19 protein-coding genes are annotated in these 23,954 nt (G+C 69.2%); 12 read left to right on the top strand and 7 right to left on the bottom strand.

Features of this window, described 5'->3' with window-relative positions; translation table 11 throughout:
- Positions 1–41: 41 nt before the first annotated feature.
- Positions 42–896: a helix-turn-helix domain-containing protein gene (locus tag F4560_RS41520; RefSeq protein ID WP_184928489.1), complete on the top strand. Its 855-nt coding sequence runs from the start codon at positions 42–44 to the stop codon at positions 894–896.
- Positions 893–1,069, top strand: coding sequence for a DUF397 domain-containing protein (locus F4560_RS41525; RefSeq protein ID WP_184928490.1), 177 nt, complete (start codon positions 893–895; stop codon positions 1,067–1,069). Before F4560_RS41520 ends, F4560_RS41525 begins: the two co-directional genes overlap by 4 nt.
- 38 nt (positions 1,070–1,107) lie before the next feature.
- Here the strand turns inward: F4560_RS41525 and F4560_RS41530 are convergent, their stop codons facing one another.
- The 5 genes from F4560_RS41530 to F4560_RS41550 are packed head-to-tail and all read right to left on the bottom strand — an operon-like array spanning position 1,108 to position 8,100.
- Positions 1,108–1,341, bottom strand: a complete 234-nt coding sequence (locus tag F4560_RS41530; protein WP_184928491.1) for a formate dehydrogenase subunit delta — start codon at positions 1,339–1,341, stop codon at positions 1,108–1,110.
- Complete coding sequence (gene fdhF, locus F4560_RS41535; protein WP_184928492.1) at positions 1,338–4,118, bottom strand: formate dehydrogenase subunit alpha; 2,781 nt, start codon at positions 4,116–4,118, stop codon at positions 1,338–1,340. Before fdhF ends, F4560_RS41530 begins: the two co-directional genes overlap by 4 nt.
- Positions 4,115–5,662 carry a formate dehydrogenase beta subunit gene (locus F4560_RS41540; RefSeq protein ID WP_184928493.1) on the bottom strand — a complete coding sequence of 516 codons (1,548 nt, stop codon included), beginning with the start codon at positions 5,660–5,662 and terminating at the stop codon, positions 4,115–4,117. The genes fdhF and F4560_RS41540 overlap by 4 nt, the downstream gene beginning before the upstream one ends.
- Entirely contained in the window at positions 5,659–6,123 is a 465-nt protein-coding gene (locus F4560_RS41545) for a formate dehydrogenase subunit gamma (RefSeq protein ID WP_184928494.1), read from the bottom strand. Before F4560_RS41545 ends, F4560_RS41540 begins: the two co-directional genes overlap by 4 nt.
- 60 nt (positions 6,124–6,183) lie before the next feature.
- Positions 6,184–8,100 (bottom strand): molybdopterin-binding protein, encoded by a 1,917-nt coding sequence (locus F4560_RS41550; protein WP_184928495.1) that lies wholly within the window; start codon positions 8,098–8,100, stop codon positions 6,184–6,186.
- Between the two features lie 93 nt (positions 8,101–8,193).
- Between F4560_RS41550 and F4560_RS41555 the strand changes: the two genes are divergently transcribed.
- From F4560_RS41555 to sigJ, 4 genes are all read left to right on the top strand, one after another.
- A complete protein-coding gene (locus F4560_RS41555; RefSeq protein ID WP_184928496.1) occupies positions 8,194–9,513 on the top strand; it encodes an OFA family MFS transporter in 1,320 nt (439 codons plus the stop codon).
- Between the two features lie 420 nt (positions 9,514–9,933).
- The gene (gene fdhD, locus F4560_RS41560) at positions 9,934–10,767 is read left to right on the top strand and encodes a formate dehydrogenase accessory sulfurtransferase FdhD (RefSeq protein ID WP_184928497.1); all 834 of its coding nucleotides are present in this window, start codon (positions 9,934–9,936) and stop codon (positions 10,765–10,767) included.
- A gap of 84 nt (positions 10,768–10,851) precedes the next feature.
- Positions 10,852–12,042 carry an NAD(P)/FAD-dependent oxidoreductase gene (locus F4560_RS41565; RefSeq protein ID WP_184928498.1) on the top strand — a complete coding sequence of 397 codons (1,191 nt, stop codon included), beginning with the start codon at positions 10,852–10,854 and terminating at the stop codon, positions 12,040–12,042.
- A 10-nt stretch (positions 12,043–12,052) separates the two neighbouring features.
- Positions 12,053–12,988: an RNA polymerase sigma factor SigJ gene (gene sigJ, locus F4560_RS41570; RefSeq protein ID WP_184928499.1), complete on the top strand. Its 936-nt coding sequence runs from the start codon at positions 12,053–12,055 to the stop codon at positions 12,986–12,988.
- 6 nt (positions 12,989–12,994) lie between these two features.
- Here sigJ and sucD read toward each other — a convergent pair whose 3' ends face one another.
- On the bottom strand, positions 12,995–13,882 hold the full coding sequence (gene sucD / locus F4560_RS41575) for a succinate--CoA ligase subunit alpha (protein WP_184928500.1): 888 nt from the start codon (positions 13,880–13,882) through the stop codon (positions 12,995–12,997).
- Between the two features lies 1 nt (position 13,883).
- On the bottom strand, positions 13,884–15,044 hold the full coding sequence (gene sucC, locus F4560_RS41580; RefSeq protein ID WP_184928501.1) for an ADP-forming succinate--CoA ligase subunit beta: 1,161 nt from the start codon (positions 15,042–15,044) through the stop codon (positions 13,884–13,886).
- Positions 15,045–15,279: 235 nt separating this feature from the next.
- Between sucC and F4560_RS41585 the strand changes: the two genes are divergently transcribed.
- From F4560_RS41585 to F4560_RS41610, 6 genes are all read left to right on the top strand, one after another.
- Positions 15,280–17,100, top strand: coding sequence for a thiamine pyrophosphate-binding protein (locus F4560_RS41585; protein ID WP_184928502.1), 1,821 nt, complete (start codon positions 15,280–15,282; stop codon positions 17,098–17,100).
- A 12-nt stretch (positions 17,101–17,112) separates the two neighbouring features.
- Complete coding sequence (gene frc, locus F4560_RS41590; protein WP_184928503.1) at positions 17,113–18,342, top strand: formyl-CoA transferase; 1,230 nt, start codon at positions 17,113–17,115, stop codon at positions 18,340–18,342.
- Between the two features lie 39 nt (positions 18,343–18,381).
- Positions 18,382–20,514: an acetate--CoA ligase family protein gene (locus tag F4560_RS41595; RefSeq protein WP_184928504.1), complete on the top strand. Its 2,133-nt coding sequence runs from the start codon at positions 18,382–18,384 to the stop codon at positions 20,512–20,514.
- Between the two features lie 64 nt (positions 20,515–20,578).
- A complete protein-coding gene (locus F4560_RS41600) occupies positions 20,579–22,084 on the top strand; it encodes an Nramp family divalent metal transporter (RefSeq protein ID WP_312869795.1) in 1,506 nt (501 codons plus the stop codon).
- Positions 22,084–22,653, top strand: a complete 570-nt coding sequence (locus F4560_RS41605; RefSeq protein ID WP_184928505.1) for a hypothetical protein — start codon at positions 22,084–22,086, stop codon at positions 22,651–22,653. Before F4560_RS41600 ends, F4560_RS41605 begins: the two co-directional genes overlap by 1 nt.
- A gap of 71 nt (positions 22,654–22,724) precedes the next feature.
- The gene (locus F4560_RS41610) at positions 22,725–23,825 is read left to right on the top strand and encodes a TerC family protein (protein WP_184928506.1); all 1,101 of its coding nucleotides are present in this window, start codon (positions 22,725–22,727) and stop codon (positions 23,823–23,825) included.
- Positions 23,826–23,954: the final 129 nt, after the last annotated feature.

Raw genomic sequence — 23,954 nt, forward strand, 5'->3', positions numbered from 1 at the left:
CTAGGGTGTTCGCAGTTCTTTTCCAGCGAGGAGAGATCCGCATGGCAGCCGTCCAAACCCGACGCAAGCGCAAGCTTGGTCAGTTCCTCAACGCTTTGCGCAAACGCGCGGGCAAGACCGAGATCGACTACCACGCGCTGACGCGGAAGACGCAGTCCACGCTGTCGCGGATGGAGAACGGGTACATCAGTCCCAGTTGGACCGAACTGGGGGCGCTGCTGGGCCTCTACGGCGCGACCGACGCCGAACGGCGTGAAGCGGAAGCGTTGTGGGAGGACGCCAAGCAGGACGGCACCCGTCTGGTCTACGCGGCGGCGTACACGCCTGAAGCGCGGACCTACGCCCGTCAGGAAGCGGACGCGACCGAGGTGCGCACCATCGAGATGATCGTCATTCCGGGCCTGCTCCAGACCTCCGCCTACGCGGCGTCGATCCGGCTCGCCGGCCGGCGGTTCATGGACTCGTCCGTTTCGGTGGAACAGGTGGCCGCCGCACTGGCCAACCGGCAGCGCCGACTGCCCGGGTTACGCCTGCACGCGGTGATCGACGAAGCGGCCCTGCACCGGGTCGTGGGCGGTCCCCTCGTCATGCGCGAGCAATTGTCGCATTTGCTGGAGAAGGGAAAGCAGGACAACATCACCATCCAGGTGGTTCCGTTCGGGGCGGGGGCTCACGGGACCATGTCCGGTGGTGGCGCGACCGCTCTTCGCTTCGAGGACAGTGATCCTTCGGCCGTGTACCTGGAGTACGCGGGCGGCGGGAAGTGGGTGGACAATCGCGCCGACGTGCAGAAGTACCTGCTGCACTTCGAGGAAATGGTGAGCGAGGTCGCCCTGTCGCCCAAGGAGTCGGCTTCGTTGATCAGAAAACTGGCAACGGCACTGAAGGACACATGAACAACGACAAGACATGGCGCAAGAGCACGCACTCCGGCGCGGGGAACAACTGCGTCGAACTGGCCGTGGGACGGAACACGACCAGCATCAGGGACACCAAGCGACCAGGACCGGGATTGACCTTCGCCGATCGTCCATTCAGGGCGTTCATCACAGCCCTTCGACAAACCTGACCGTCACCGCCAACCCGCCGTCCGCCCCGGTGTCGCGGTCACCGTCGCACCGTGGGCGGCGCGTCGACCAGCTTCGCCGCCGCCAACGCCGTCGCGGCCAGTGAACCCGGGGCGGTGGTGGCGTGGTGACGGAGTTCCTCGCGCATCCGGGGATCCCAGAAGCGCTCGATGTGGTCGGCGACGGCCCTCGCCGCCGCGTCGGGCGGCTGGTGCTGGAACTGGCGGGCGATCTCGTTCACCAGCCGGACGGTGGGCGGGGTCGCGTCGCTCATAGCGGTGAGACCTCGGCGGGTTGGGCCACCAGGGCGACCTGGACGGCGGTCACCTTGTACTCCGGGCAGTTCGTCGCCCAGTCGGAGTTCTCCGTGGTCACGACGTTCGCGCCGGTCACCGGGTGGTGGAACGTCGTGTACACGACACCCACCGGCATCCGGTCCGATATGACCGCGTGCAACGACGTCGTGCCGACCCGGCTGGCCAGCGTCACCGAGTCGCCGTCGCGGATGCCGCGCACCTCGGCGTCGTGCGGGTGGATCTCCAGCACGTCCTCCGGGTGCCACGCGATGTTCGCCGTCCGCCTGGTCTGCGCGCCCACGTTGTACTGGCTCAGGATCCGCCCGGTGGTGAGGATGAGCGGGTACTTGCGGGTCGAGCGCTCGCTGGTCGGCACGAACGACGTCGGCACGAACCTGCCCTTGCCGCGGGTGAACGAGTCCACGTGCATGGTCGGCGTGCCGGCCGGCGCGTTCTCGTCGCACGGCCACTGGATGCTGCCCAACCGGTCGAGCGCCGCGAACGACACCCCGGCGAACGTCGGCGTGAGGGCCGCGATCTCGTCCATGATCTCGCGCGGATGGGTGTACTCCATGTCGTAACCCAGCGCCGCCGCCAGCTCGCACACGATCTGCCACTCCTGCTTGCCGGTCTTCGGCGCCATCACCGGCCGCACCCGGTTGATCCGCCGCTCGGCGTTGGTGAACGTGCCGTCCTTCTCCAGGAACGACGTGCCGGGCAGGAACACGTGCGCGAACTTGGACGTCTCGTTCAGGAACAGGTCCTGCACCACCACCAGGTCCATCGCCTTCAACGCCGCCGTCACGTGCGCGGTGTTCGGGTCGGACTGGGCGATGTCCTCACCCTGCACGAACAGCCCGCGGAACGTGCCCGCGACGGCCGAGTCGAACATGTTGGGGATGCGCAGGCCCGGCGTCGGCAGGATGCTGCGCCCCCACACCTGCTCGAACACCGTGCGCACCGCGTCGTCGGACACGTGCCGGTAGCCGGGCAGCTCGTGCGGGAACGATCCCATGTCGCACGAGCCCTGAACGTTGTTCTGCCCGCGCAGCGGGTTCACCCCGACGCCGTCACGGCCCACGTTGCCGGTGGCCATGGCCAGGTTCGCCATGCCCATCACCATCGTCGAACCCTGACTGTGCTCGGTCACGCCCAGCCCGTAGTAGATCGCGGCGTTGCCGCCCGTCGCGTACAGCCGGGCCGCCGCCCGGATCTCGGACGCCGGCACGCCGGTGATCGACTCGACCACCTCGGGGCTGTTCTCCGGCTGCGCGATGAACCGCGCCCACTCGTCGTACCCCTCGCAGCGCGACGCCACGAAATCGGCGTCCACCAGACCCTCGGTGACGACGACGTGCGCGAACGCGTTCACCACGGCGACGTTGGTGCCGGGCTGCAACTGGAGGTGGTGCGTCGCCTCGACGTGCGGCGACCGGACCAGGTCGATCCGGCGCGGGTCGACCACGACGAGCTTCGCGCCCTCCCGCAGCCGCCGCTTCATCCGTGACGCGAACACCGGGTGGCCGTCGGTCGGGTTCGCGCCGATGACCACGATCACGTCCGCCGCCGCCACCGACCGGAAGTCCTGGGTGCCCGCCGACTCGCCGAACGTCTGCTTCAGCCCGTACCCGGTGGGGGAGTGGCACACCCGCGCGCACGTGTCGACGTTGTTGTTGCCGAACGCCGCCCGCACCAGCTTCTGCACCACGTACACCTCTTCGTTGGTGCACCGGGACGACGTGATCCCACCGATCGAGCTCACCCCGTAGGACGTCTGGATCTCCCGCATCCGTGACGCCGTGTAGGAGATCGCCTCCTCCCACGACACCTCCCGCCACGGATCGGTGATCTTCTCCCGCAGCATCGGCTTCATCACCCGGTCCGGGTGCGTGGCGTAGCCGAACGCGAACCGACCCTTCACGCACGAGTGACCTTCGTTCGCGCCGCCGTCCTTGTAAGGCACCATCCGCACGAGTTCGTCACCGCGCAGCTCGGCCTTGAAGGAACACCCGACACCGCAGTACGCGCACGTCGTCAACACCGTCCGGGTGGGCATCCCCAGCTGCACCACGGACTTCTCCTGCAACGTCGCCGTAGGGCACGCCTGCACGCACGCGCCGCACGACACGCACTCGGAATCCATGAACGACACGCCGCCCGCGGACACCTTCGACTCGAACCCGCGCCCTTCGATGGTCAACGCGAAAGTTCCTTGTGTCTCACCGCAAGCCCGGACGCACCGTGAACACGAGATGCACTTGGACGGCTCGAAGTCGAAGTACGGGTTGCTGGTGTCCTTCTCCAGTTCCAGGTGGTTCTCGCCCTCGTACCCGTACCGCACCTGCCGCAGGCCGACCACACCGGACATGTCCTGCAACTCGCAGTCGCCGTTCGCCGAGCACGTCAGGCAGTCCAGCGGGTGGTCGGAGATGTACAGCTCCATCACGCCCTGCCGCAGCTTCTCCAGCTTCGGCGTCTGGGTGCGCACCTTCATCCCGTCTGTCACCGGTGTGGTGCACGACGCGGGCGTGCCGCGCCGGCCGTCGATCTCCACCAGGCACAGCCGGCACGACCCGAACGCCTCCAGGCTGTCCGTCGCGCACAGCTTCGGGATGTCGACACCGCTCGTCGCGGCGGCGCGCATGACCGACGTGCCCGCCGGCACGGTCACCGGCATGCCGTCGACCTCCATGGTCACCTCGGTCGTCGAGGTCGAAGCCGGTGTGCCGAAGTCAGGTTCCTTCAAGATCGTCACTGGGTGGCCCTCCTTGGCGTGAAGTCGTCGGCGAAGTGCTGGAGCGCGCTCCGCACCGGATTGGGCGTCAGGCCGCCCATCGCGCACAACGACCCGTCGGTCATCAGTTCGCAGAGATCCCCGAGCAGGGCCAGGTTGTCGTCGACGTCCTCGCCGCCGACGATCCGGTCGATCACCTCGACCCCGCGCACCGCGCCGACCCGGCACGGCGTGCACTTGCCGCAGGACTCCTCCGCGCAGAACGAGAACGCGAACCGCGCCATCGACGCCATGTCCACGGTGTCGTCGAACACCACGATGCCGCCGTGGCCGAGCATCGCGCCCGCCTCGGCGAACGCCTCGTAGTCCATCGCCAGGTCCAGCCCGGACGCCGGCAGGTACGCCCCGAGCGGCCCGCCCACCTGCACCGCGCGCACCGCACGGCCGGACAGCGTGCCGCCGCCGTGCTCCTCGATCAGATCCCGCAACGAGATGCCGAACGCCGTCTCGAACACGCCGCCGCGCGCGATGTTGCCCGCGAGCTGGAACACCTGCGTGCCGCGGGACCGCTGCACGCCCAGCGCCTGGTAGGCCGCGCCGCCGTCGGCCAGGATCGCGGGCACCGAGGCCAACGTCAGCACGTTGTTCACGACGGTCGGCTTGCCGAACAGGCCGGTGATGGCGGGGATCGGCGGTTTGGCCCGCACCACGCCCCGCTTGCCCTCCAGGCTTTCGAGCATGGAGGTCTCTTCACCGCAGATGTACGCGCCCGCGCCGACCCGCACCATCAGGTCGAACTTCAGGCCGGAGCCGAGCACGTCGTCGCCGAGCCAGCCCTGCGCGTAGGCGATGTCGATGGCCCGGCGGAACGTCCGCACCGCTTCGGGGTACTCCGACCGTATGTAGATGTAGCCCTCGGTGGCGCCCACGGCGTGTGCCGCGATGGTCATTCCCTCGATCAGGCAGAACGGGTCGCCTTCCATGAGCATCCGGTCGGCGAACGTGCCGCTGTCGCCCTCGTCGGCGTTGCAGCACACGAATTTCACCTCACCGGGCGTGTCCGCGACTGTTTTCCACTTGATGCCCGCCGGGAACCCCGCGCCGCCGCGTCCGCGCAACCCGGAGTCGGTCACCTCGGTGACGGTGGCCGCCGGGCCGATCTCCAGTGCGCGCCGCAGGCCCGTCAAGCCGCCGTGCGCTTCGTAGTCGTCGGGGGACAGGGGGTCGGTGACGCCTACGCGGGCGAAGCACAGGCGGTTCTGGGCGCGGAACCACGGCAGGTCCGCTACGACGCCGACCCGCAGTTCGTGATCGGCGCCGTCGAACATGCCGGCTTTCACCAGACCTGGCACGGCGTCGGCGGTCACCGGCCCGTACCCGATGCGGCCGGTGTCGGTGACCACCTCGACCAGCGTCTCCAGCCACAACATGCCGCGTGAGCCGTTGCGGACGACGCGGACGGGACGGTCGGCGAGGACGGCTTCCCTGGTGATCGCGGCGGCCACTTCGTCGGCGCCGACCGACAGTGCGGCGGCGTCGCGGGGGACGTACACGGTGGTGGTCATCGCATCTCCGCTTCCGCGTTGATCAGCCCGTCCAGGCGGGTGGGGTCGAGCCGTCCGTGCAGTCGGCCGTTGACTTGGGCGGCTGGTCCGAGGGCGCAGTTGCCCAGGCAGAACACTTGGGTCAGGGTGACTGTGCCGTCGGTGCTGGTTTGGCCGACCTTTACGCCGTAGGCGGTTTCGGCGTGGGTGACCAGGCGTTCGGAGCCGACTGCTTGGCATGCTTCGGCGCGGCACAGTTGGACCGTGACGCGGCCGGCGGGTTCGCTGCGGAAGTCGCTGTAGAAGGTGACGACGCCGTGGACGTCGGCGCGGGAGAGGTTCAGTTCCTTGGCCACCAACGGGATGACCGACTGGTCGACGTAGCCGAATTCGGCCTGGATGCCGTGCAGGATCGGGAGCAACGCGCCCCGGTCGCCGCGGTGTGCCTCGATGACGGCGAGCACCCGTTCCACCACGGTCATGGCGCCTCCATGCAGTAGCCAGCAGACTGTATACCGTATCCACCATACGCTCAGGCCGGTCTAGGCAACAGACACACGGGCATGCCCACCGACACCAGGCCCACCGACACCAGGCCCACCGACACCAGGCCCACCGACACCAGGCCCACCGACGCCAGGCCCACCGGATCGAGCTCCGCCGGAACCAGCCCCACCGGAACCAGCCCCACCGGAACCAGCCCCACCGGCGCCATTCACACCAGCACCAGGAGCACCGGCACCAGGCCCACCCGCAAGTGGCAGCACCTCAACCTCGCCGCCCCCAAAGCCCGGCGGCACCACCGCCAACCCGTCCGCCAACGCCGTGCCCCACAACGTCCCCGGCTGGTCGTGCCCCACCGTCACCGCTAGAGAGCCGGTCACCACCACCGGCACCAACCGCGTGTCGTGTTCGTGCGCCTGGGCCGCCGCCAACTCGACTTTCCGGGCGGGACGGGGTTCGCGTCCGGACAACGCCTCCATCAAGGGCGTGAGCAACGTCAGCCCGGCAGCCAACGCGGCGAACGGGTTGCCAGGCAGTCCCACGACGAACCGCCCGTCCGGCAGCACGGCGAGCATTTGGGGATGGCCAGGCCGACACGCGACCCCGTCCACCAACACGTCCGCGTGCAGCACCCTCAGTGCCTCGTGCAGGTGATCGGCCGGGCCGACGGACGTCGCGCCACCGACGACGAGGACGTCCGCATCGATCTCCCACAAGGTTTCGACCAGCGCCCCAGCCTGATCGGAGAGGTACACCACCCCCGCCGACTCCCCGCCCGCCGCAACAATCAATCCGGGCAACACAGGCCCAATGGCATCCCGCACCAAACCCGGTCGGGGCAGACCGGCAGTAACCACTTCGTCCCCGGTCACAACGGCGGCCACGCGAGGACGTCGGTGCACGGCAAGGGTGTCGTGCCCAACGCTCGCCGCGAGCCCGAGGACAGCAGGCGTAACCACCACGCCCGCCGGTAACAGCAGTTCGCCAGCCGGACAAGTCTCACCAAGCCGCCGAATATGCCGACCAGCCACCACATCCCCCATGACCAGCCCACCAACCACCTCGACGCACTCCACCGGCAAAACCCCCACCGCCCCACACGGCACCGGCGCCCCAGTAACAATCCCGACCGCCTGCCCGTCAGCCAACGACCCCCCAACCCAGCCCGCCGCCGAGTCAGCGGCGAGGCCCGCCACCGGACCCGCCACCGAGTCCACCGGTTCGCCCGACACTCGACCTGCGGTCGGGTCTGCGGTCGGGTCCACCACTGGGCCCGCCAGTGGGCTTGCCACTGGGCTTGTCGCCGAGCCCGCCGCCGGGTCGGTCGCTCCGCCCGGTACTGGGTCTGCCGCCAGGCCTGTGGCGGGGTCCGCCGCCAGACCTGTGGTCGGGCGCGGTGCCGAGTCCGCCGCAGGGCCTGTCAGAGGGTCGACCACCGGGCCTGTTGTTGAGTCGGCTACCGAGTGCGTTGACGAGTGCGCCGCTGAGTTCTTCATCGTGCGCGCCGCTTGGCTTGTCGCTGGCCCTGTCATCGAGTCCGTCGCTGAGCCTGCTGCCGGTCGCGGCACCGAGTCCGTCGGCGGGTTGGTCGCTGAATGTGCCGCCGGGTTCGTTGCCGGTTCGATCTGCTGGCTTGTCGCCGAGGCCGCTGCTGAGTCTGTCGTCGGGACTGTTGGCGGGAGTGTTGGTGGGCCTTTTGTCGGTGCACTTGTCGGCGGGCTGGTGGAAGCCACCGTGGAGCCTGCGCGTACCCGGCCCACCACGGTCCACGGGCCTTGGCCGGCTACTGCGTAGCCGTCCATCGCCGAGTTGTCGAACGACGGGATGGCCGTGAGTGCGTGCAAAGGTGCCGCCAACACCGCGCCCAAAGCCTGCGCCAAAGGTACTTCCACCACGTTCAACGGCTTGCCTGCTTGTCGTGCCGCCTGCCTTGCCTCTGTCCACGGGATTCGCATGGTGGTCCGCCCGACTGAAGGGGTGGTCACGGGTGTATGCAGGAGGTAGGCTACTTAATACTGTATACGATCTGCAAGGCGGGGTGAGCGCTCATGCAGGTGCGTGAAGTCCTCGATGTCTACGGCCGTCGCTACCGCATCGGCGAGACCGATCATGAACTGCTGGGTGGGCCACGGGGTCGGGTTGCGTGGCTTAGCGGCCTCGCCATGCTTGTCACCGGCATGGCGCAGTATGGGTTCGGCGCACTCGTTCCAGTCCTGGAGCAGCGGTGGGGTTTGGTTGAGCTGTGCTGGGCGTTCGCGCTTTGGGCCGCTTGCCAAGCGGGCATTGCGTTTCCGGCTGCATGGCTGCGCGAGAGAGGTCTGCTGCCACCACGCAACGCCGTCGTCCTCGGCGCGGTGCTGAGCGCGATCGGGCTGCTGACCCTGGGGTCCGCCGACCACCTACTCATCCTCTACCTCGGCTACTCCCTTGTCGGCGGCATCGGCACGGGCCTCGTCTACGCGACCTGCGTCGGCACCGTCATCCGCTGGTTCCCCGACCGCGTCACCCCCCGCATCGCCCTCATCACCAGCACGTTCGCCCTCGGCGGCGTGCCCTTCGCACTGGCCGCCGGACTCTGGCTCGCACCCGACAACCGGACCGCCTTCCTCTCCACAGCCGCCCTCGTGACCCTCATCGTCGTCACCGCCTGCGGCCTGCCACTGCGCGACCCGCCACGAAACTGGTGGCCCGCCGACATCGACCCGAGACAACGCGAAACCCGCACCCACCGCACCAACCGACCCGCCATCCGCCACTTCAAACCAGGCGAGGCGCTGCGCAGCGGTGTCCTCGTGCCGATGTACGTCACCGTGGTGTTCGCAGCAGCCGTGTCCCTGTTCGACCTGGTCTTCCTAGCCGCCCTGGCGGCAGACACGAACGGCACGGTGTTCGCGGCGGTGGCGTTGGCCGTGCTGGCGGCATCGGCGGGCGCGGGACGTTTGCTGGCGGGGCGGATCTCCGAGGCCATCGGTCGGCGGCTCACCCTCCGGCTGGCGATGGCCACCGGCGGCCTCGCCCAACTCGTCCTGCTGTTCGGCGGACAACGACAGGACGCCGTGGCACTGCTGATCGGCGCGGGCGTCGCAGGACTGGGCACGAGCTGCTGCTACTCACTGCTTGTCGGCCTGGTCCGCGAGTACTTCGGCGAGGACACCGCACCGCTCAACTTCGCCGTCATCTACAGCGCCAAAGCCCTCGGCGGCGTCGTGGGCGTCGGCCTCGCCTCACTGATCGTCGTCGCCCACGGCTACCCGGCCACCTTCCTCACCGCCGCCGCCCTCGGCGTGGCGGGCGCCGCGCTGGCCGGCCGGTTCGGTCACCCCGGACGCCCCCACCGCCTCCTCCCACACCCGCGTGAGGCGTCGTGACCACCCGCCTGCCCCGACTCGCCCCGGGCCGACACCCCAGCCCCGCGCACGGCTGCTGCCTGCTGGAACTGGTCTCCACGCTGGCCGACGAGGAGTGGACCGACCGACCCGCAACGGTGCACCCCGTCCTCGCCGCCGTGGCACGCTGCGTGAACGACTTCAGCACACCGGACGGCCGCCGCGCCCTACCCGAGTTCGCCATCCCACTCCTGGGAACCGCGCAAGCCCGCTGCACCGACGCCCTGGTCGACCACTGCCTCCGCGCGGCCGGCCAACCGCGCGCCCGGTGGATGAAGTGGTGGCCGGCCCTTGCGGTCCACAGTGCCACCAAAGCCGTAGCGGCTAGAGCGGGGGACGAAGCCCTGCGCCGCCTGCTGGCCGACTGCACCGCCCTGTGTCAGAGAACAGAGGAGTGTCCACATGGGACGCGTGACGAGCAGGCGCCGGGTAGTGCGACTGGTGGACGGCGTAGCGGACGCCCGCGCCGACACCCTCACCGTGGAAGAACCGCTGGAGATCCGGGTCGCCGGCAAACCCCTGTCCGTCACCATGCGCACGCCCGGTGACGATTTCGACCTGGCCGCCGGCTTCCTGGTCAGCGAAGGCGTCGTCCGCAGCGCCGAACACATCACCACCATCCGCTACTGCGCCGGCGCGACCGAGAACGGCGCCAACACGTTCAACGTGCTGGACGTGGGTCTGGCCGCAGGCGTGCCCCCACCCGACCCGTCGATCGAACGCAACTTCTACATGACGTCGTCCTGCGGCCTGTGCGGCAAGGCCAGCCTTGACGCCGTCCGCACCAGCGTGACCTGGCCGGTAGCCGACGACCCCCTCACCATCGACACCGACACCCTCGCCACCCTGCCGAACGAACTCCGCGCCGCCCAACGGGTCTTCGACCGCACGGGCGGCCTCCACGCGGCCGGGCTGTTCAACGCCGAGGGCCGGCTGCTGTGCCTGAGGGAGGACGTCGGCCGGCACAACGCCGTCGACAAGGCAGTCGGCTGGGCCATGAAGAACCACAGCCTCCCCCTGACGTCCACCGTGCTCATGGTCAGCGGCCGGGCGTCGTTCGAGCTGGTGCAGAAGGCAGCGATGGCCGGCATCCCGATGCTCGCCGCCGTCTCCGCCCCCTCCTCGCTGGCGGTCGACCTGGCCGCCGAACTGGGTATGACCCTGGTCGGTTTCCTGCGCGGCACCTCGATGAACGTCTACACGGGCCGCCACCGCCTCCTCGACCGCCCGCGGTAGTGACCCACGCCATAGTCCGACCCTGTCAGGGATCGCGGCGCTGTCCCGTTCAAGGGGGCGAGCGAACCAGACAGGAGCACGAACATGGCGCACCGCATCATCGTCCTCGGGGCCGGATACGCCGGGGCCTATGCCGCTGGAAACCTCGCCCACCGACTCCACCGCGACGACTTCGAGATCACCGTGGTCAACGCCGAACCCGACTTCGTCGAGCGGCTGCGGCTGCACCAGCTCGCCGCCGGCCAGGACCTGCGCCGCCACGAACTGGCGGAGTTGTTCGCGGGGACCGGCATCCGCCTGCGGCTGGCGCACGTCACCGCGATCGACCCCGAGCACCGGACCGTCACCGTGACCGACGGCGACGGCACCGACCGGCTCGAGTACGACACCCTCTTCTACTCGCTGGGCAGCACCGCCGCCGACCACGACGTGGAAGGCGTGGACGAGCACGCCTTCCACGTCGCCACCAAGCCCGCCGCACTACGCCTGCGCCGCCGACTGGACGAGCTGGGCGAGAACGGCAGGGTGCTCGTCGTCGGCGGCAACCTGACCGCGATCGAGGCGGCCACCGAGCTCGCCGAATCCCGGCCCGGACTGCGCGTCACCCTCGCCACCACCGGTGAGCTGGGCGGTTGGCTGGGCACGAAGGCCCGCGACCACCTGCTGCGAGCCTTCGACCGGTTCGGCATCACGGTCCACGAGCACACCACCATCGACCACGTCGACGCGACCGGCGCCACCGCCGCCGACGGCACCCGCTTCGACGCCGACGCGACCGTGTGGGCCGCTGGCTTCGCCGTCCACCCGATCGCCGCGGCCAGCGGACTGGACGTCACGGACGACGGCAAGATCCTGGTCGACCGCATGATGAGGTCGGTCTCGCACCCCGACGTCTACGCCGCGGGCGACAGCGTCCACGTCATCGGCGACAACGGCCGGCCGCTGCCGATGTCCTGCGCCTCGGCCGGGGTCACCGGCATGCAGGCCGTGGCCGCGATCGTCGGGGACCTGACCGGTCGCAAGATCTCGAACACCGCGCTGAGCTACTACGGCAACCACATCAGCCTCGGTCGGAACGACGCGATCTTCCAGGTGGTCGACGGCGACGTGCGCTCGAAGTCGTGGGCACTGCGCGGACGCACGGCCGCGCGCTTCAAGGCGGCGGTCCTCTGGGGGTCGGTCTTCGGCGTGGGCCACCCGACGTTCGGCATGCCGACCCGCAAGCACCGCCTGGCGGCCGAGTCCGTCCGCTCGACCGTGACGGTCACCGCCTAACGTGGTGTGCATGGACAGCGCGACCGTGGAGCGTTTCGAGGCCAGCCGCGACCGGCTGGCCTCGTTGGCGTATCGATTGCTGGGCTCGGCCGCGGACGCCGAGGACGCCGTGCAGGACGCGTTCCTGCGCTGGCAGGCGGCCGATCGGGACCACATCGAGGTGCCCGAGGCGTGGCTGACCAAGGTGGTCACGAACCTGTCCCTCGACCGGCTCCGCTCGGCGAAGACCCGGCGTGAACGCGCGGTCGGAGCCTGGCTGCCCGAACCGCTGCTCGACGGCGACCCGATGCTGGGCCCGGCGGACACCTTCGAGCAGCGCGAATCGGTGAACCTGGCGGTGCTGACGCTGATGGAACGCCTCACTCCGGTCGAACGGGCCGTGTACGTCCTGCGCGAGGCCTTCTCCTACAGCCACGCCGAGATCGCCGAGATCCTGGACATCACCGAGTCCGCGAGCCAGCAGCACGCCCACCGCGCCCGGCGCCACATCGCCGCCGGGCGCAACGTCGCGGAGGTCGACCGCGCCTCCGCGCGCCGGATCGTCAAGGCGTTCATCGCAGCCGCTGCCTCGGGCCAGACCGAACAGTTGGTGGCCTTGCTGACCGCGGACGCGACCGCGATCTCCGACGGCGCCGGGTTGACCGAGAAGCTGCTGACGTACACGGACCCCGAACAGTTCGCCGCCGCGGCGCGAGCCTCCTTCAAGCCGACTCCGGCGAAGCGCAAGCTGATCGGCGGCTCGCCGTCGATCCACGCCGGAATGATCAACGGCTCCCCGGCCATCCTCGCCGTGCTCGAGGACCGGGTCGTCGGCGTGGCGATCCTGGAGGTCCGCGACGGCAAGGTCGCCACCGTGCGCGGCATGGCCTCACCCGCCCGGCTCGGCCGCCTCACCGACGAATGGCGGCGGGGCGGGCACGACGACCCGATCATCGACTTGTGGTGACCGGGTTCAGGGTCGGGACAGCACCTCCCGCAGCAGCCGGGCCGTCTCGCTCGGCGTCTTCCCGACCCTGACGCCCGCCGCCTCCAGCGCCTCCTTCTTGGCCTGGGCCGTTCCCGCCGACCCGGAGACGATCGCGCCCGCGTGACCCATGGTCTTGCCCTCGGGCGCGGTGAAGCCCGCGACGTACCCGACGACGGGCTTGGTCACGTGCGCGCGGATGTACTCGGCCGCGCGCTCCTCCGCGTCACCGCCGATCTCGCCGATCATCACGATCGCCGACGTCTCCGGGTCCGCCTCGAACGCGGCCAGCGCGTCGATGTGGGTCGTCCCGATCACCGGATCACCGCCGATCCCGATCGCCGTCGTGAACCCGATGTCCCGCAGCTCGTACATCAGCTGGTACGTCAGCGTCCCCGACTTCGACACCAGCCCGATGGGCCCCGGTCCGCAGATGTCGTCCGGGATGATGCCCGCGTTCGACTTGCCGGGACTGATCACGCCGGGGCAGTTCGGCCCGATGATCCGGGTCCGACCACCCGACGCGACCGCGTGCGCCCAGAACGCCGCCGTGTCGTGCACCGGCACGCCTTCCGTGATCACCACCGCCAACCCGATCCCGGCGTCGACGGCCTCCATCACCGCACTCTTGGTGAACGCGGGCGGCACGAACACCACGGTCACGTCGGCGCCCGTGGCCTCCATCGCCGACGCCACGCTGCCGAACACGGGCAGCACGTGACCGTCGAAGTCGACCATCTCCCCGGCCTTGCGCGGGTTCACGCCGCCCACGATCCGCGTCCCGGACTTCAGCATCCGCTTGGTGTGCTTGGCGCCCTCGGCGCCGGTCATGCCCTGCACGATCACCCGGCTGTCCGCATCGACGAACACGGCCATCTCACACCCCCACGGAAGCGAGTTCGGCGGCCTTGTCGGCCGCGTTGTCCATCGTGTCCACGACTGTCACCAACGGGTGCGCCGCGTCGGCGAGGATGCGCCGGCTCTCGGCCACGTTGTTCCCATCCAAGCGCACCACCAACGGCTTGGTGGCCGCGTCGCCGAGCATCTCCAGCGCCGCCACGATCCCGTCCGCCACCGCGTCGCACGCCGTGATGCCGCCGAACACGTTGACGAACACCGACCGCACGTCCGGGTCGTTGAGGATGATGTCCAGCCCGTCGGCCATGACGGACGCCGACGCCCCGCCGCCGATGTCGAGGAAGTTCGCCGGCCGCACGCCGCCGTGCCGTTCACCCGCGTACGCGACAACGTCCAAAGTGGACATGACGAGCCCGGCGCCGTTGCCGATCACGCCGACCTGGCCGTCCAGCTTCACGTAGTTGAGCCCGCGTGAACGCGCCGCCGCCTCCAACGGGTCCTCCGCCGAGACGTCCGTCAACGCCTCGTGCGCCGGGTGCCGGAACGCCGCGTTGCCGTCCAGCGTGATCTTGCCGTCCACCGCGATCACGTCCCCCGACCGCGTGAGCACCAACGGGTTCACCTCGACCAGCGTGGCGTCCTCCGCCACGAACGTCTCCCACAGCCGGACGACCACGTCGGCGATCCGGTCGGCCACCTCGGGCGGGAATCCGGCCGCCGTCACGATCTCGTGCGCGACCGTCAGGTCCACCGACGTCACCGGCACGCGTGCCAGCGCGTGGGGCCGGTGGGCGGCCACTTCCTCGATGTCCATCCCGCCCTCGACGGACGCCATGGCGAGGAACGTCCGGTTCGCCCGGTCGAGCAGGAACGAGACGTAGTACTCCGAGACGATGTCGCTGGCCTCCACGACCAGCACTTCGCGCACGACGTGCCCCTTGATGTCCATCCCGAGGATGTCCGAGGCCGCCTCCCGTGCGTCCGATGGCGTGCGCGCCAGGCGGACACCGCCCGCCTTGCCCCGGCCGCCGGTCTTCACCTGCGCCTTCACCACAACGGTTCCGCCGATCGATGATGCCGCGGCGTGCGCCTCGTCCGGTGTCACGGCTAGTACGCCGTGGGGCACCGGGACGGCGTGCGCCGCGAACAGATCCCTGGCCTGGTGTTCGTGCAGATCCACGGCAGAAGTCCTCTCCGCGCGGTGGGGCGCCGATGTCGGACAACCGCCGGACAACCGCCGGGCAACTGCCGGATTCGGCAATTTCCGGTGTTCCAGCCTCTGGACATCGGCGCGAACACGAGCAACTATATGGCTACCCCATACGGTATGCAATCTACAACCGGGCCAGTTCCAGGGTCGGGGGCCACTCCCGGAGGGGGCGGAGCCGACCGCGATCGAAGGAGTTGACCAGCACATGGCGCGGACAGCGACCGAGGCTGCGACGGGCGACAGCGCGGGACCGGCAGGCGAGCCCGACACCGGTCCGGCACAGATCTCCGGCCCAGCACAGGATCCCGGCCCGGAACAGCTCTCCGGCCCGGAAGCGACCTCCGGCCCGGAAGCGACCTCCGGCCCGGAACTGATCTCCGGCGGACACCTGGTGGCCAAGGCACTCAAGGCCGAGGGCATCGACACGATCTTCACCCTCTGCGGCGGCCACATCATCGACATCTACGACGGCTGCGTGGACGAGGGCATCGCGGTGATCGACGTGCGGCACGAGCAGGTCGCCGCGCACGCCGCCGACGCCTACGCCCGCGTCACCGGCAAACCGGGCTGCGCCGTGGTGACGGCCGGACCGGGCACCACCGACGCGGTCACCGGCGTGGCCAACGCGTTCCGCGCCGAGAGCCCCATGCTCCTCATCGGCGGCCAAGGAGCGTTGAGCCAGCACAAGATGGGCTCACTCCAGGACCTGCCGCACGTCGACATGATGACCCCGATCACCAAGTTCGCCGCCACCGTCCCGTCCACCGCGCGGATCGCCGACCTGGTGTCGATGGCGTTCCGCGAGGCCTACAACGGCGCGCCCGGACCGTCGTTCCTGGAGATCCCGCGTGACGTGCTCGACGCGTCGGTGCCGGTGGACCAGGCGCGCATCCCGGAGGCCGGCCGCTACCGGGCGTCGACGCGCAACGCGGGCGACCCGCAGTCGATCGAACGGCTCGCCGGCCTGCTGGTGCACGCGAAGAAGCCGGTCGTGCTGTTCGGCAGCCAGGTCTGGACGACCCGGGCCACCGACTCCGCGGTCGAACTCGTCCGCACGCTCAACATCCCCGCCTACATGAACGGCGCCGGCCGCGGCACGCTCCCGCCCGGCGACCCGCACCACTTCCAGCTGTCCCGCCGCTACGCGTTCGACAACGCCGACGTGATCGTCATCGTCGGCACCCCGTTCGACTTCCGGATGGGCTACGGCCGCAGGCTCTCCGCCAAGGCCACCGTGGTGCAGATCGACCTGGACTACCGCACGGTCGGCAAGAACCGCGACATCGACCTCGGCATCGTCGGCGACGCGGACCTCGTGCTCAGCGCGGTGACCCGGTCCGTCACGGGCGACACGGGCGCGGTGGCGCGCAAGCCGTGGCTGGAGGAATTGCAGGCGGTGGAGGAGAAGGCGCGCACGAAGCGGTTGCCGCAGCTGCACTCCGACGCCACCCCGATCCACCCGTACCGGCTGGTGCACGAGATCAACGAGTTCCTGACCGAGGACTCGATCTACATCGGCGACGGCGGCGACATCGTCACGTTCTCCGGCCAGGTCGTGCAGCCGAAATCGCCCGGCCACTGGATGGACCCCGGTCCGCTGGGCACGCTCGGCGTCGGCGTGCCGTTCGTGCTTGCGACCAAGCTGGCACGACCGGACAAGGAAGTGGTGGCGCTGTTCGGCGACGGCGCGTTCAGCCTCACCGGCTGGGACTTCGAGACGCTGGTCCGCTACAACCTGCCGTTCGTCGGCATCGTCGGCAACAACTCGTCGATGAACCAGATCCGCTACGGCCAGGCGCAGAAGTACGGCGTGGCGCGGGAACGGATCGGCAACACGCTCGGCGACGTCCGCTACGACGAGTTCGCCCGGATGCTCGGCGGCTACGGCGAAGAAGTCCGTGACCCCAAGGACATCGCGCCCGCGCTCCAACGCGCGCGTGAATCAGGCCTGCCTTCCCTGATCAACGTCTGGGTCGATCCCGACGCGTACGCGCCCGGAACCATGAACCAGACCATGTACAAGTAGAGGAGCGGTGCGATGGGCAAGGCTCTCGATGGCGTCCGGGTCCTCGACCTGACGCATGTCCAGTCCGGACCGTCGGCCACGCAGATCCTCGCGTGGCTGGGCGCCGACGTGATCAAGGTGGAGGCGCCGGGCCGGGGCGACATCACCCGCGGCCAGCTGCGCGACCTGCCCGGCGTGGACAGCCTCTACTTCACCATGCTGAACGCGAACAAGCGCAGCATCACCTTGAACATGAAGAGCGACGAGGGCAAGGCGGTGTTCGGCCAACTCGTCACCACCGCCGACGTCCTGGTCGAGAACTTCGGACCCGGTGTGGTGGACCGGTTCGGGTTCACCTGGGAACGGCTCCAGGACTTGAACCCGGGCTTGGTCTACGCGTCCATCAAGGGCTTCGGCCCCGGCCGGTACGCCGACTTCAAGGCGTACGAGGTCATCGCGCAGGCCATGGGCGGCTCGATGGCCACCACCGGCTTCGAGGAGGGCCCGCCGCTGGCGACCGGCGCCCAGATCGGCGACTCGGGCACCGGCATCCACCTCGTGGCGGGCATCCTCGCGGCCCTGTTCCAACGCACGTCCACCGGCCGCGGCCAACGCGTGCAGGTGGCCATGCAGGACGCCGTGCTCAACCTGTGCCGGGTCAAGCTGCGAGACCAGCAACGGCTTGCGCACGGCCCGCTGGTCGAGTACCCGAACGAGCACTTCGGCGACGAGGTGCCGCGCTCGGGCAACGCGTCCGGCGGCGGGCAGCCCGGCTGGGCGGTGCGCTGCGCGCCCGGCGGACCCAACGACTACATCTACGTGATCATCCAGCCGGTCGGCTGGCAGCCCATCACCGACCTCATCGGCAAGCCGGAGCTGGCAGACGACCCGGCGTGGGCCACTCCCGAAGCCCGGCTGGACAAGCTGGACAAGGCGTTCGCGCTGATCGAGGAGTGGACCGAGCGGCACACCAAGTGGGAGGTCCTGGACGCGCTCAACGCCCACGACATCCCGTGCGGGCCGATCCTGTCCACCCGGGAGCTGATCGAGGACGAGACGCTGGCCGAACTCGGCACCGTGGTCGAGGTCGAGCACCCCGAGCGCGGCCCGTACAAGACCGTGGGCAGCCCGTTGAAGCTGTCCGACTCGCCGGTGGACGTGCGGCGGTCCCCGCTGCTCGGCGAGCACAACGACGAGGTGCTGGCCGAACTCGGCTACCTGCCCGAGCAGTTGGCGCGGCTGAGGACCGCCGGCGCCATCTGACCCCCGCGAACCCCCGCGAGAACCTTCCAAGGAGACGTCATGCCGGACTACGACCGGACAGCGGTCGAACGGATCATCGCGGCGGTCACCGCCGAGGGGCGCGACTCGCTGACCGCGCCCGAGGGCAGGCTGGTCTGCGAGGCCTACGGGATCGCCACCCCGGCCGAGGGCCTGGCCAGGTCGCGGGACGAGGCGGTGGCACTGGCCGGTGAGATCGGCCTGCCCGTGGTGCTCAAGATCGTCTCGCCGGACATCCTGCACAAGACCGAGGCCGGCGGCGTGCTCGTCGGCCTCGGCACCGACGACGAGGTGGCGGCGGGCTTCGACAAGATCGTCGCCAACGCCGTCGCCTACAACGCCGACGCGGACATCGTCGGCGTCCAGGTGCAGCAGCTGATGACCTCCGGCCACGAGGTGATCATCGGCGCGACCACCGACGACACGTTCGGCAAGATCGTCGCCTTCGGGTTGGGCGGCGTGCTGGTCGAGGTGCTGAAGGACGTCACGTTCCGCCTCGCGCCGACCACGGCCGTCGAGGCGATGTCCATGGTGGACGGCATCGCCGCGGCCGAGGTGCTGCGCGGGGTGCGTGGCGCGGCTCCGGCCGACCGGGACGCGCTCGCGGACCTGATCCGGCGGGTGGGCGACCTGGTCACGGACTTCCCGGAACTCGCCGAGGTGGACCTGAACCCGGTGCTCGCCACACCGGACGGCGCGACGGCCGTCGACGTGCGGATCCTGGTCGACAAGAACGCCGCGCGCGAGCCGGTCCGGTTCAGCCAGGAGGACATCCTGGCGTCGATGAACCGGATCATGAAACCGGCGGCCGTGGCGGTGATCGGGGCGTCCAACGAGGCCGGGAAGATCGGCAATTCGGTGATGCGCAACCTGGTCAACGGCGGTTATCGGGGGGAGATCTACCCGATCAACCCCAAAGCCGACGAGATCATGGACCGCAAGGCTTTCCGCAGCATCGCGGACGTGCCCGGTGACGTGGACGTGGCGGTTTTCGCCATCCCCGCCAAATTCGTGCCGGCCGCGTTGGAGGAAGTCGGCGCGAAGGGCGTGGCGGGCGCGATCCTCATCCCGTCCGGGTTCGGCGAGACCGGCAACCACGAGTTGCAGGACGAGGTCGTGGCCATCGCGCGCAGGCACGGCGTGCGCATTCTCGGCCCGAACATCTACGGCTACTACTACACACCGGAAAATCTTTCGGCTACCTTTTGCACGCCGTACGACGTGAAGGGAGGGGTAGCCCTGTCCTCGCAGAGCGGGGGCATCGGGATGGCGATCCTCGGGTTCAGCCGATCCGCCCGGATGGGTGTGTCCTCCATCGTCGGCGTCGGGAACAAAGCCGACATCGACGAGGACGACCTGCTGACGTTCTTCGAGCAGGACGACAACACCCAGCTGATCGCCATGCACCTGGAAGACCTCAAAGACGGCCGCGCGTTCGCCGAGACCGCGAAGCGCGTGTCGAAGAAAAAGCCGGTCGTGGTGCTCAAAGCGGGCCGCACCGCGCAAGGCGCGAAAGCCGCCAGTTCGCACACCGGCGCATTGGCGGGCAACGACAAGGTCTACGACGACATCCTGCGGCAGAGCGGCGTCATCCGGGCGCCCGGTCTCAACGACATGCTGGAATACGCGCGCGGCGTGCCCCTGCTGCCCACGCCCCAAGGCGAGAACGTCGTCATCATCACCGGCGCGGGCGGCTCCGGCGTGCTGCTGTCCGACGCCTGCGTGGACAACGGGCTCTCGCTCATGGAGATCCCGGCCGACCTGGACGCGGCGTTCCGGAAGTTCATCCCGCCGTTCGGCGCGGCGGGCAACCCCGTCGACATCACCGGCGGCGAACCGCCGTCCACCTACCGCAACACGATCGCCCTCGGCCTCGAAGACGAACGCGTGCACGCGCTGATCCTCGGCTACTGGCACACCATCGTCACCCCGCCGATGGTGTTCGCCGAACTCGTCGTCGAGGTCGTCCAGCACTACCGGGACCAGGGGATCCACAAGCCCGTCGTCGCCTCGCTGTCCGGTGACGTCGAAGTCGAAGAAGCCAGTGAGCACCTGTACCGGCACGGGATCGTGGCCTACCCGTACACCACGGAGAAGCCCGTCACCGTGCTGGGCGCGAAGTACCGCTGGGCCCGCTCCGCCGGGCTGCTCTGAAGGGGACATGCCGTGAAGGGGGAAGGCCGGCCTTAGGAAGCAGTAACTCACCGGGAGGTCCGTTGTGGATACACCCAACTCACCCGCCGAACCGCGGTCGGGCGCGGACGTCACCACGCCTCCACCGGAGGAACGCGTGTGGCGGGCGGGGCGGCTGGAAGCGATGCCCATCAGGAAACTGCCCGACGCCCCGCCGTCCATCCACATCCTGGGCCCGACGGTGTTCCTCGTCGCCCTCGGCGTCGGCATGGGCGAGTCCTACATGTGGCCGCGACTCGTGCTGCTGTTCGGCCCCGAGATCCGATGGCTGTTCCTCATCGGCGTGACGCTCCAGGCCGTCGTCATGCTGGAGATGGCCCGTTACGCGATGGCCACCGGTGAGAGCATCTTCTTCGGTGCGGCACGGGTTTTCAAACCGATCATGTGGTTCTTCTTCACCGTCGCGATCCTGGTCTACATCTGGCCAGGACACCTCTCCGCGGGCGCCGCCGCGCTGGAGCAACTGACCGGAATACCGTGGACGGTCTCGGCGTGCGTCGGCCTGATACTCGTCGGAATCCTCTTCAGCATGGCCAAGGTGATCTACAACCTGCTGGAGAACGTGCTGTCCCTGCTCATCGGACTGCTCGTCGTCGGCACGTCCGTAGTAGCCGCGATGGTGGGCACGTGGTCGGACGTCGTGTCCACGCTCACCGGCATGTTCAACTTCGGCTACCTCCCGGCGGAGGCGTTGACGGCGGCCTGGTTCCCGATCCTGGTCGGCTCGATCGCGTTCGCCGGACCGTCCGGCATGCAGCAGATGTGGTACACGCTGCACTTGCGCGACAGCGGCGCCGGCATGGGCGCGCACATCCCCCGCATCCGCGGTCTGCGGCACGCGGGGGAGGAGGAGGCGATGCCCGCCCGCGGGTTCATGTTCGACACCGACGACCCGGCCGAGATGGCGAAGTGGCGCGGGTGGCGGCGCTGGGTCACGTTCGACGCGCTGCTGCTGTTCTGGGGCATCACGATGCTCGTGACCGTGTCGTTCACGGTGCTCGCGCAGGCGGCCAGCCGCACCAGTCCGGACGTCAAGGCGCTGCTGCAAGCCGGTGAGCGTGAAGCGGCCCTCAACGCCATGTCCGACTCGTTCGCGGCGGCGGGCGGACCGGTGCTCGGCGGGGTGTTCCTCGGCTTCATCGCGTTGATCGGCCTCAACGCGACCCTGGGCCTGTTCGACTCGTTCTCCCGTGGTCAGGCGGACATGACGTACCACTTCGTGCCCGGTGCGAAGCGGTTCCGGATGTCCCACATCTACGCGGGATTCCTGTGGGGCGTCATCGCTTTCGGCATCATCATCCTGCTGTTCGGGCCGGCTGACGGGCCGGGCGCGATCCTCGACATCCTCGCGTTCCTGTCGACGTTCGCCATGGGCGCGTACTGCGTGGTGCTGCTGCTGGTGAACAACCGGATGCTGCCCAAACCCATCCGGCCGAAGCTCGTCACCAACCTGATCATCGGCTTCGGCGCCGTGTTCTACCTCGGCATGCTGCTCTACAGCCTGTTCCGGTTCGGCGTGGTGGTGGGCTGATGAGGGACAGGGTGGAGTTGGCCGTTCCGGGCGCGGTGGTCGGCGCGGTCGGCGGGCTGATCGCGGGAGGTCTGTCGGCGGTCGTCGGACATCCCTTCGGCTGGGCGGTGACCACGGCGCTGGCCATGGCCGTGCCGCTGGGTCTGCTCGGCGGCGGGTACGGGCTGCTGGCCGGGTCGGGTCGGTTCCGGCTAGGCGTGTTCGCACCGGCGGCGCTGTACTGGCTGATCGGGTTTCCGCTGGCCAGGCTGGTGGCGGAGAGTTCGACGGGTTTCCTGCTCGGCGGTGGGTTCACGCCGCCCGCGGACGTGCTGGGGTTCCTGGCGTACCAGGGGATCGTCAGCTTCGGGTGGGCGATCGGGTTCTTGTGGCTGCACGAGCGGATCGCGCCGCACTGGTTGGATCACGTGCGTTCGCGCAACGCGTTGGCGCAGCAGTGGTACGAGCGTTACGTCACGCATGCGCGGGTACTGCGGGACGCGTCGGCACGTGCGCGGCGGAGGCGTGGGACTGTGGTGGAATCGCCGGCGGCCAAGTCACCGGCGGCCAAGTCACCGGCTGCGAAATGACCGGCTGCGAAATAACCGGCCGACCGGTGGCTGACCGGTCGGGCGGCTCCGGCTAGCGGAAGGGCGCACAGATGGACCTGCCCACCTGGGTGTGGATCGCGACGTTGGGCGGGATCGCCGCGGTGATCGCGTTCGACTTCTACCTCGTGGCGCGCAACCCGCGTGACCCGTCGTTCCGGGAATCGCTGGTGGCGGTGTCGGTGTACGTCGGGCTCGCGGTGCTGTTCGGGCTCGGTGTGCTGGTGTTCGCCGGTCCGCGGTACGGCGGCGAGTTCTTCGCCGGCTGGATCACCGAGTACTCGCTCAGCGTGGACAACCTGTTCGTGTTCGTGCTGATCATGGGCCGCTTCGCCGTGCCGCGGCAGTACCGGCAGAAGGTGCTGATCGTCGGTGTGGTGCTGGCACTGGTGCTGCGCGCGGTGTTCATCGCGGTCGGCGCCGAGGCCATCTCCCGGTTCGACTGGCTGTTCTACGTCTTCGGCGCGTTCCTGATCTTCACGGCGTGGAAGATGTTGAAGGAGGGGCCTGGCGGGGACGACGAGGACGTCGCGGAGAACGTACTGCTGCGCAAGGTGCGGCGGGTGCTGCCTACGTCGTCGCGGTACGACGGGGCTTCGCTCACCACGCGGGTGGACGGGCGTCGGATGGTCACGCCGATGCTGATCGTGATGGTCGCGGTCGGGACGACGGATCTGCTGTTCGCGGTGGACTCGATCCCGGCGATCTTCGGGCTGACCAAGGAGCCGTACCTGGTGCTCACCGCCAACGCGTTCGCGTTGATGGGGTTGCGCCAGCTGTTCTTCCTGGTCGGTGGCCTGCTTGATCGGCTGGTGCACCTGGCCAAGGGTCTCGCGGTGATCCTGGCGTTCATCGGGGTGAAGCTGATCCTCGAGGCACTGCACCACCATGGTGTTTCGTGGGCGCCGGAGATCCCGATTCTGATGTCGCTCGGGGTGATCGTGGTGGTGCTGCTGATCACGACGGCGGCGAGCCTGTTGGCGTCGCGCCAGGCCCGGCAGCGTGCCGAGCGTTTGGGTGTGCTGTCGGACGGTGTTCTGTTGGACGGTGTTCTGTTGGATGGCGCTGAGCGGGACAGTGTCGAGCGGGACGGTGTCCGACCGGATGGTGTCCAGCCGGATGGTGTCCAGCGGGACGGTGCGGCCGGGTCGTGAACCCGGGAGCCGGGCGGTGCTGCGAACCCCGTCCGGCTCCCGCAGGGTTTGTTCACCGCGATCTTCACCACCGACCTTGACCAGGATCGTGGTCACGAGACGGGTGGTGGTCAGGAAACCGTGGTGGTC

The organism is Saccharothrix ecbatanensis, from assembly GCF_014205015.1.
Taxonomy (GTDB): domain Bacteria; phylum Actinomycetota; class Actinomycetes; order Mycobacteriales; family Pseudonocardiaceae; genus Actinosynnema; species Actinosynnema ecbatanense.

Excerpts from the sequence above, each read along its gene's own strand:
- F4560_RS41520 (WP_184928489.1), top strand. The coding sequence starts at position 42 with ATGGCAGCCGTCCAAACCCGACGCAAGCGCAAGCTTGGTCAGTTCCTC.
- F4560_RS41525 (WP_184928490.1), top strand. The coding sequence starts at position 893 with ATGAACAACGACAAGACATGGCGCAAGAGCACGCACTCCGGCGCGGGG.
- F4560_RS41530 (WP_184928491.1), bottom strand. The coding sequence starts at position 1,341 with ATGAGCGACGCGACCCCGCCCACCGTCCGGCTGGTGAACGAGATCGCC.
- F4560_RS41540 (WP_184928493.1), bottom strand. The coding sequence starts at position 5,662 with ATGACCACCACCGTGTACGTCCCCCGCGACGCCGCCGCACTGTCGGTC.
- F4560_RS41545 (WP_184928494.1), bottom strand. The coding sequence starts at position 6,123 with ATGACCGTGGTGGAACGGGTGCTCGCCGTCATCGAGGCACACCGCGGC.
- F4560_RS41550 (WP_184928495.1), bottom strand. The coding sequence starts at position 8,100 with ATGCGAATCCCGTGGACAGAGGCAAGGCAGGCGGCACGACAAGCAGGC.
- F4560_RS41555 (WP_184928496.1), top strand. The coding sequence starts at position 8,194 with ATGCAGGTGCGTGAAGTCCTCGATGTCTACGGCCGTCGCTACCGCATC.
- fdhD (WP_184928497.1), top strand. The coding sequence starts at position 9,934 with ATGGGACGCGTGACGAGCAGGCGCCGGGTAGTGCGACTGGTGGACGGC.
- F4560_RS41565 (WP_184928498.1), top strand. The coding sequence starts at position 10,852 with ATGGCGCACCGCATCATCGTCCTCGGGGCCGGATACGCCGGGGCCTAT.
- sigJ (WP_184928499.1), top strand. The coding sequence starts at position 12,053 with ATGGACAGCGCGACCGTGGAGCGTTTCGAGGCCAGCCGCGACCGGCTG.
- sucD (WP_184928500.1), bottom strand. The coding sequence starts at position 13,882 with ATGGCCGTGTTCGTCGATGCGGACAGCCGGGTGATCGTGCAGGGCATG.
- F4560_RS41585 (WP_184928502.1), top strand. The coding sequence starts at position 15,280 with ATGGCGCGGACAGCGACCGAGGCTGCGACGGGCGACAGCGCGGGACCG.
- frc (WP_184928503.1), top strand. The coding sequence starts at position 17,113 with ATGGGCAAGGCTCTCGATGGCGTCCGGGTCCTCGACCTGACGCATGTC.
- F4560_RS41595 (WP_184928504.1), top strand. The coding sequence starts at position 18,382 with ATGCCGGACTACGACCGGACAGCGGTCGAACGGATCATCGCGGCGGTC.
- F4560_RS41605 (WP_184928505.1), top strand. The coding sequence starts at position 22,084 with ATGAGGGACAGGGTGGAGTTGGCCGTTCCGGGCGCGGTGGTCGGCGCG.
- F4560_RS41610 (WP_184928506.1), top strand. The coding sequence starts at position 22,725 with ATGGACCTGCCCACCTGGGTGTGGATCGCGACGTTGGGCGGGATCGCC.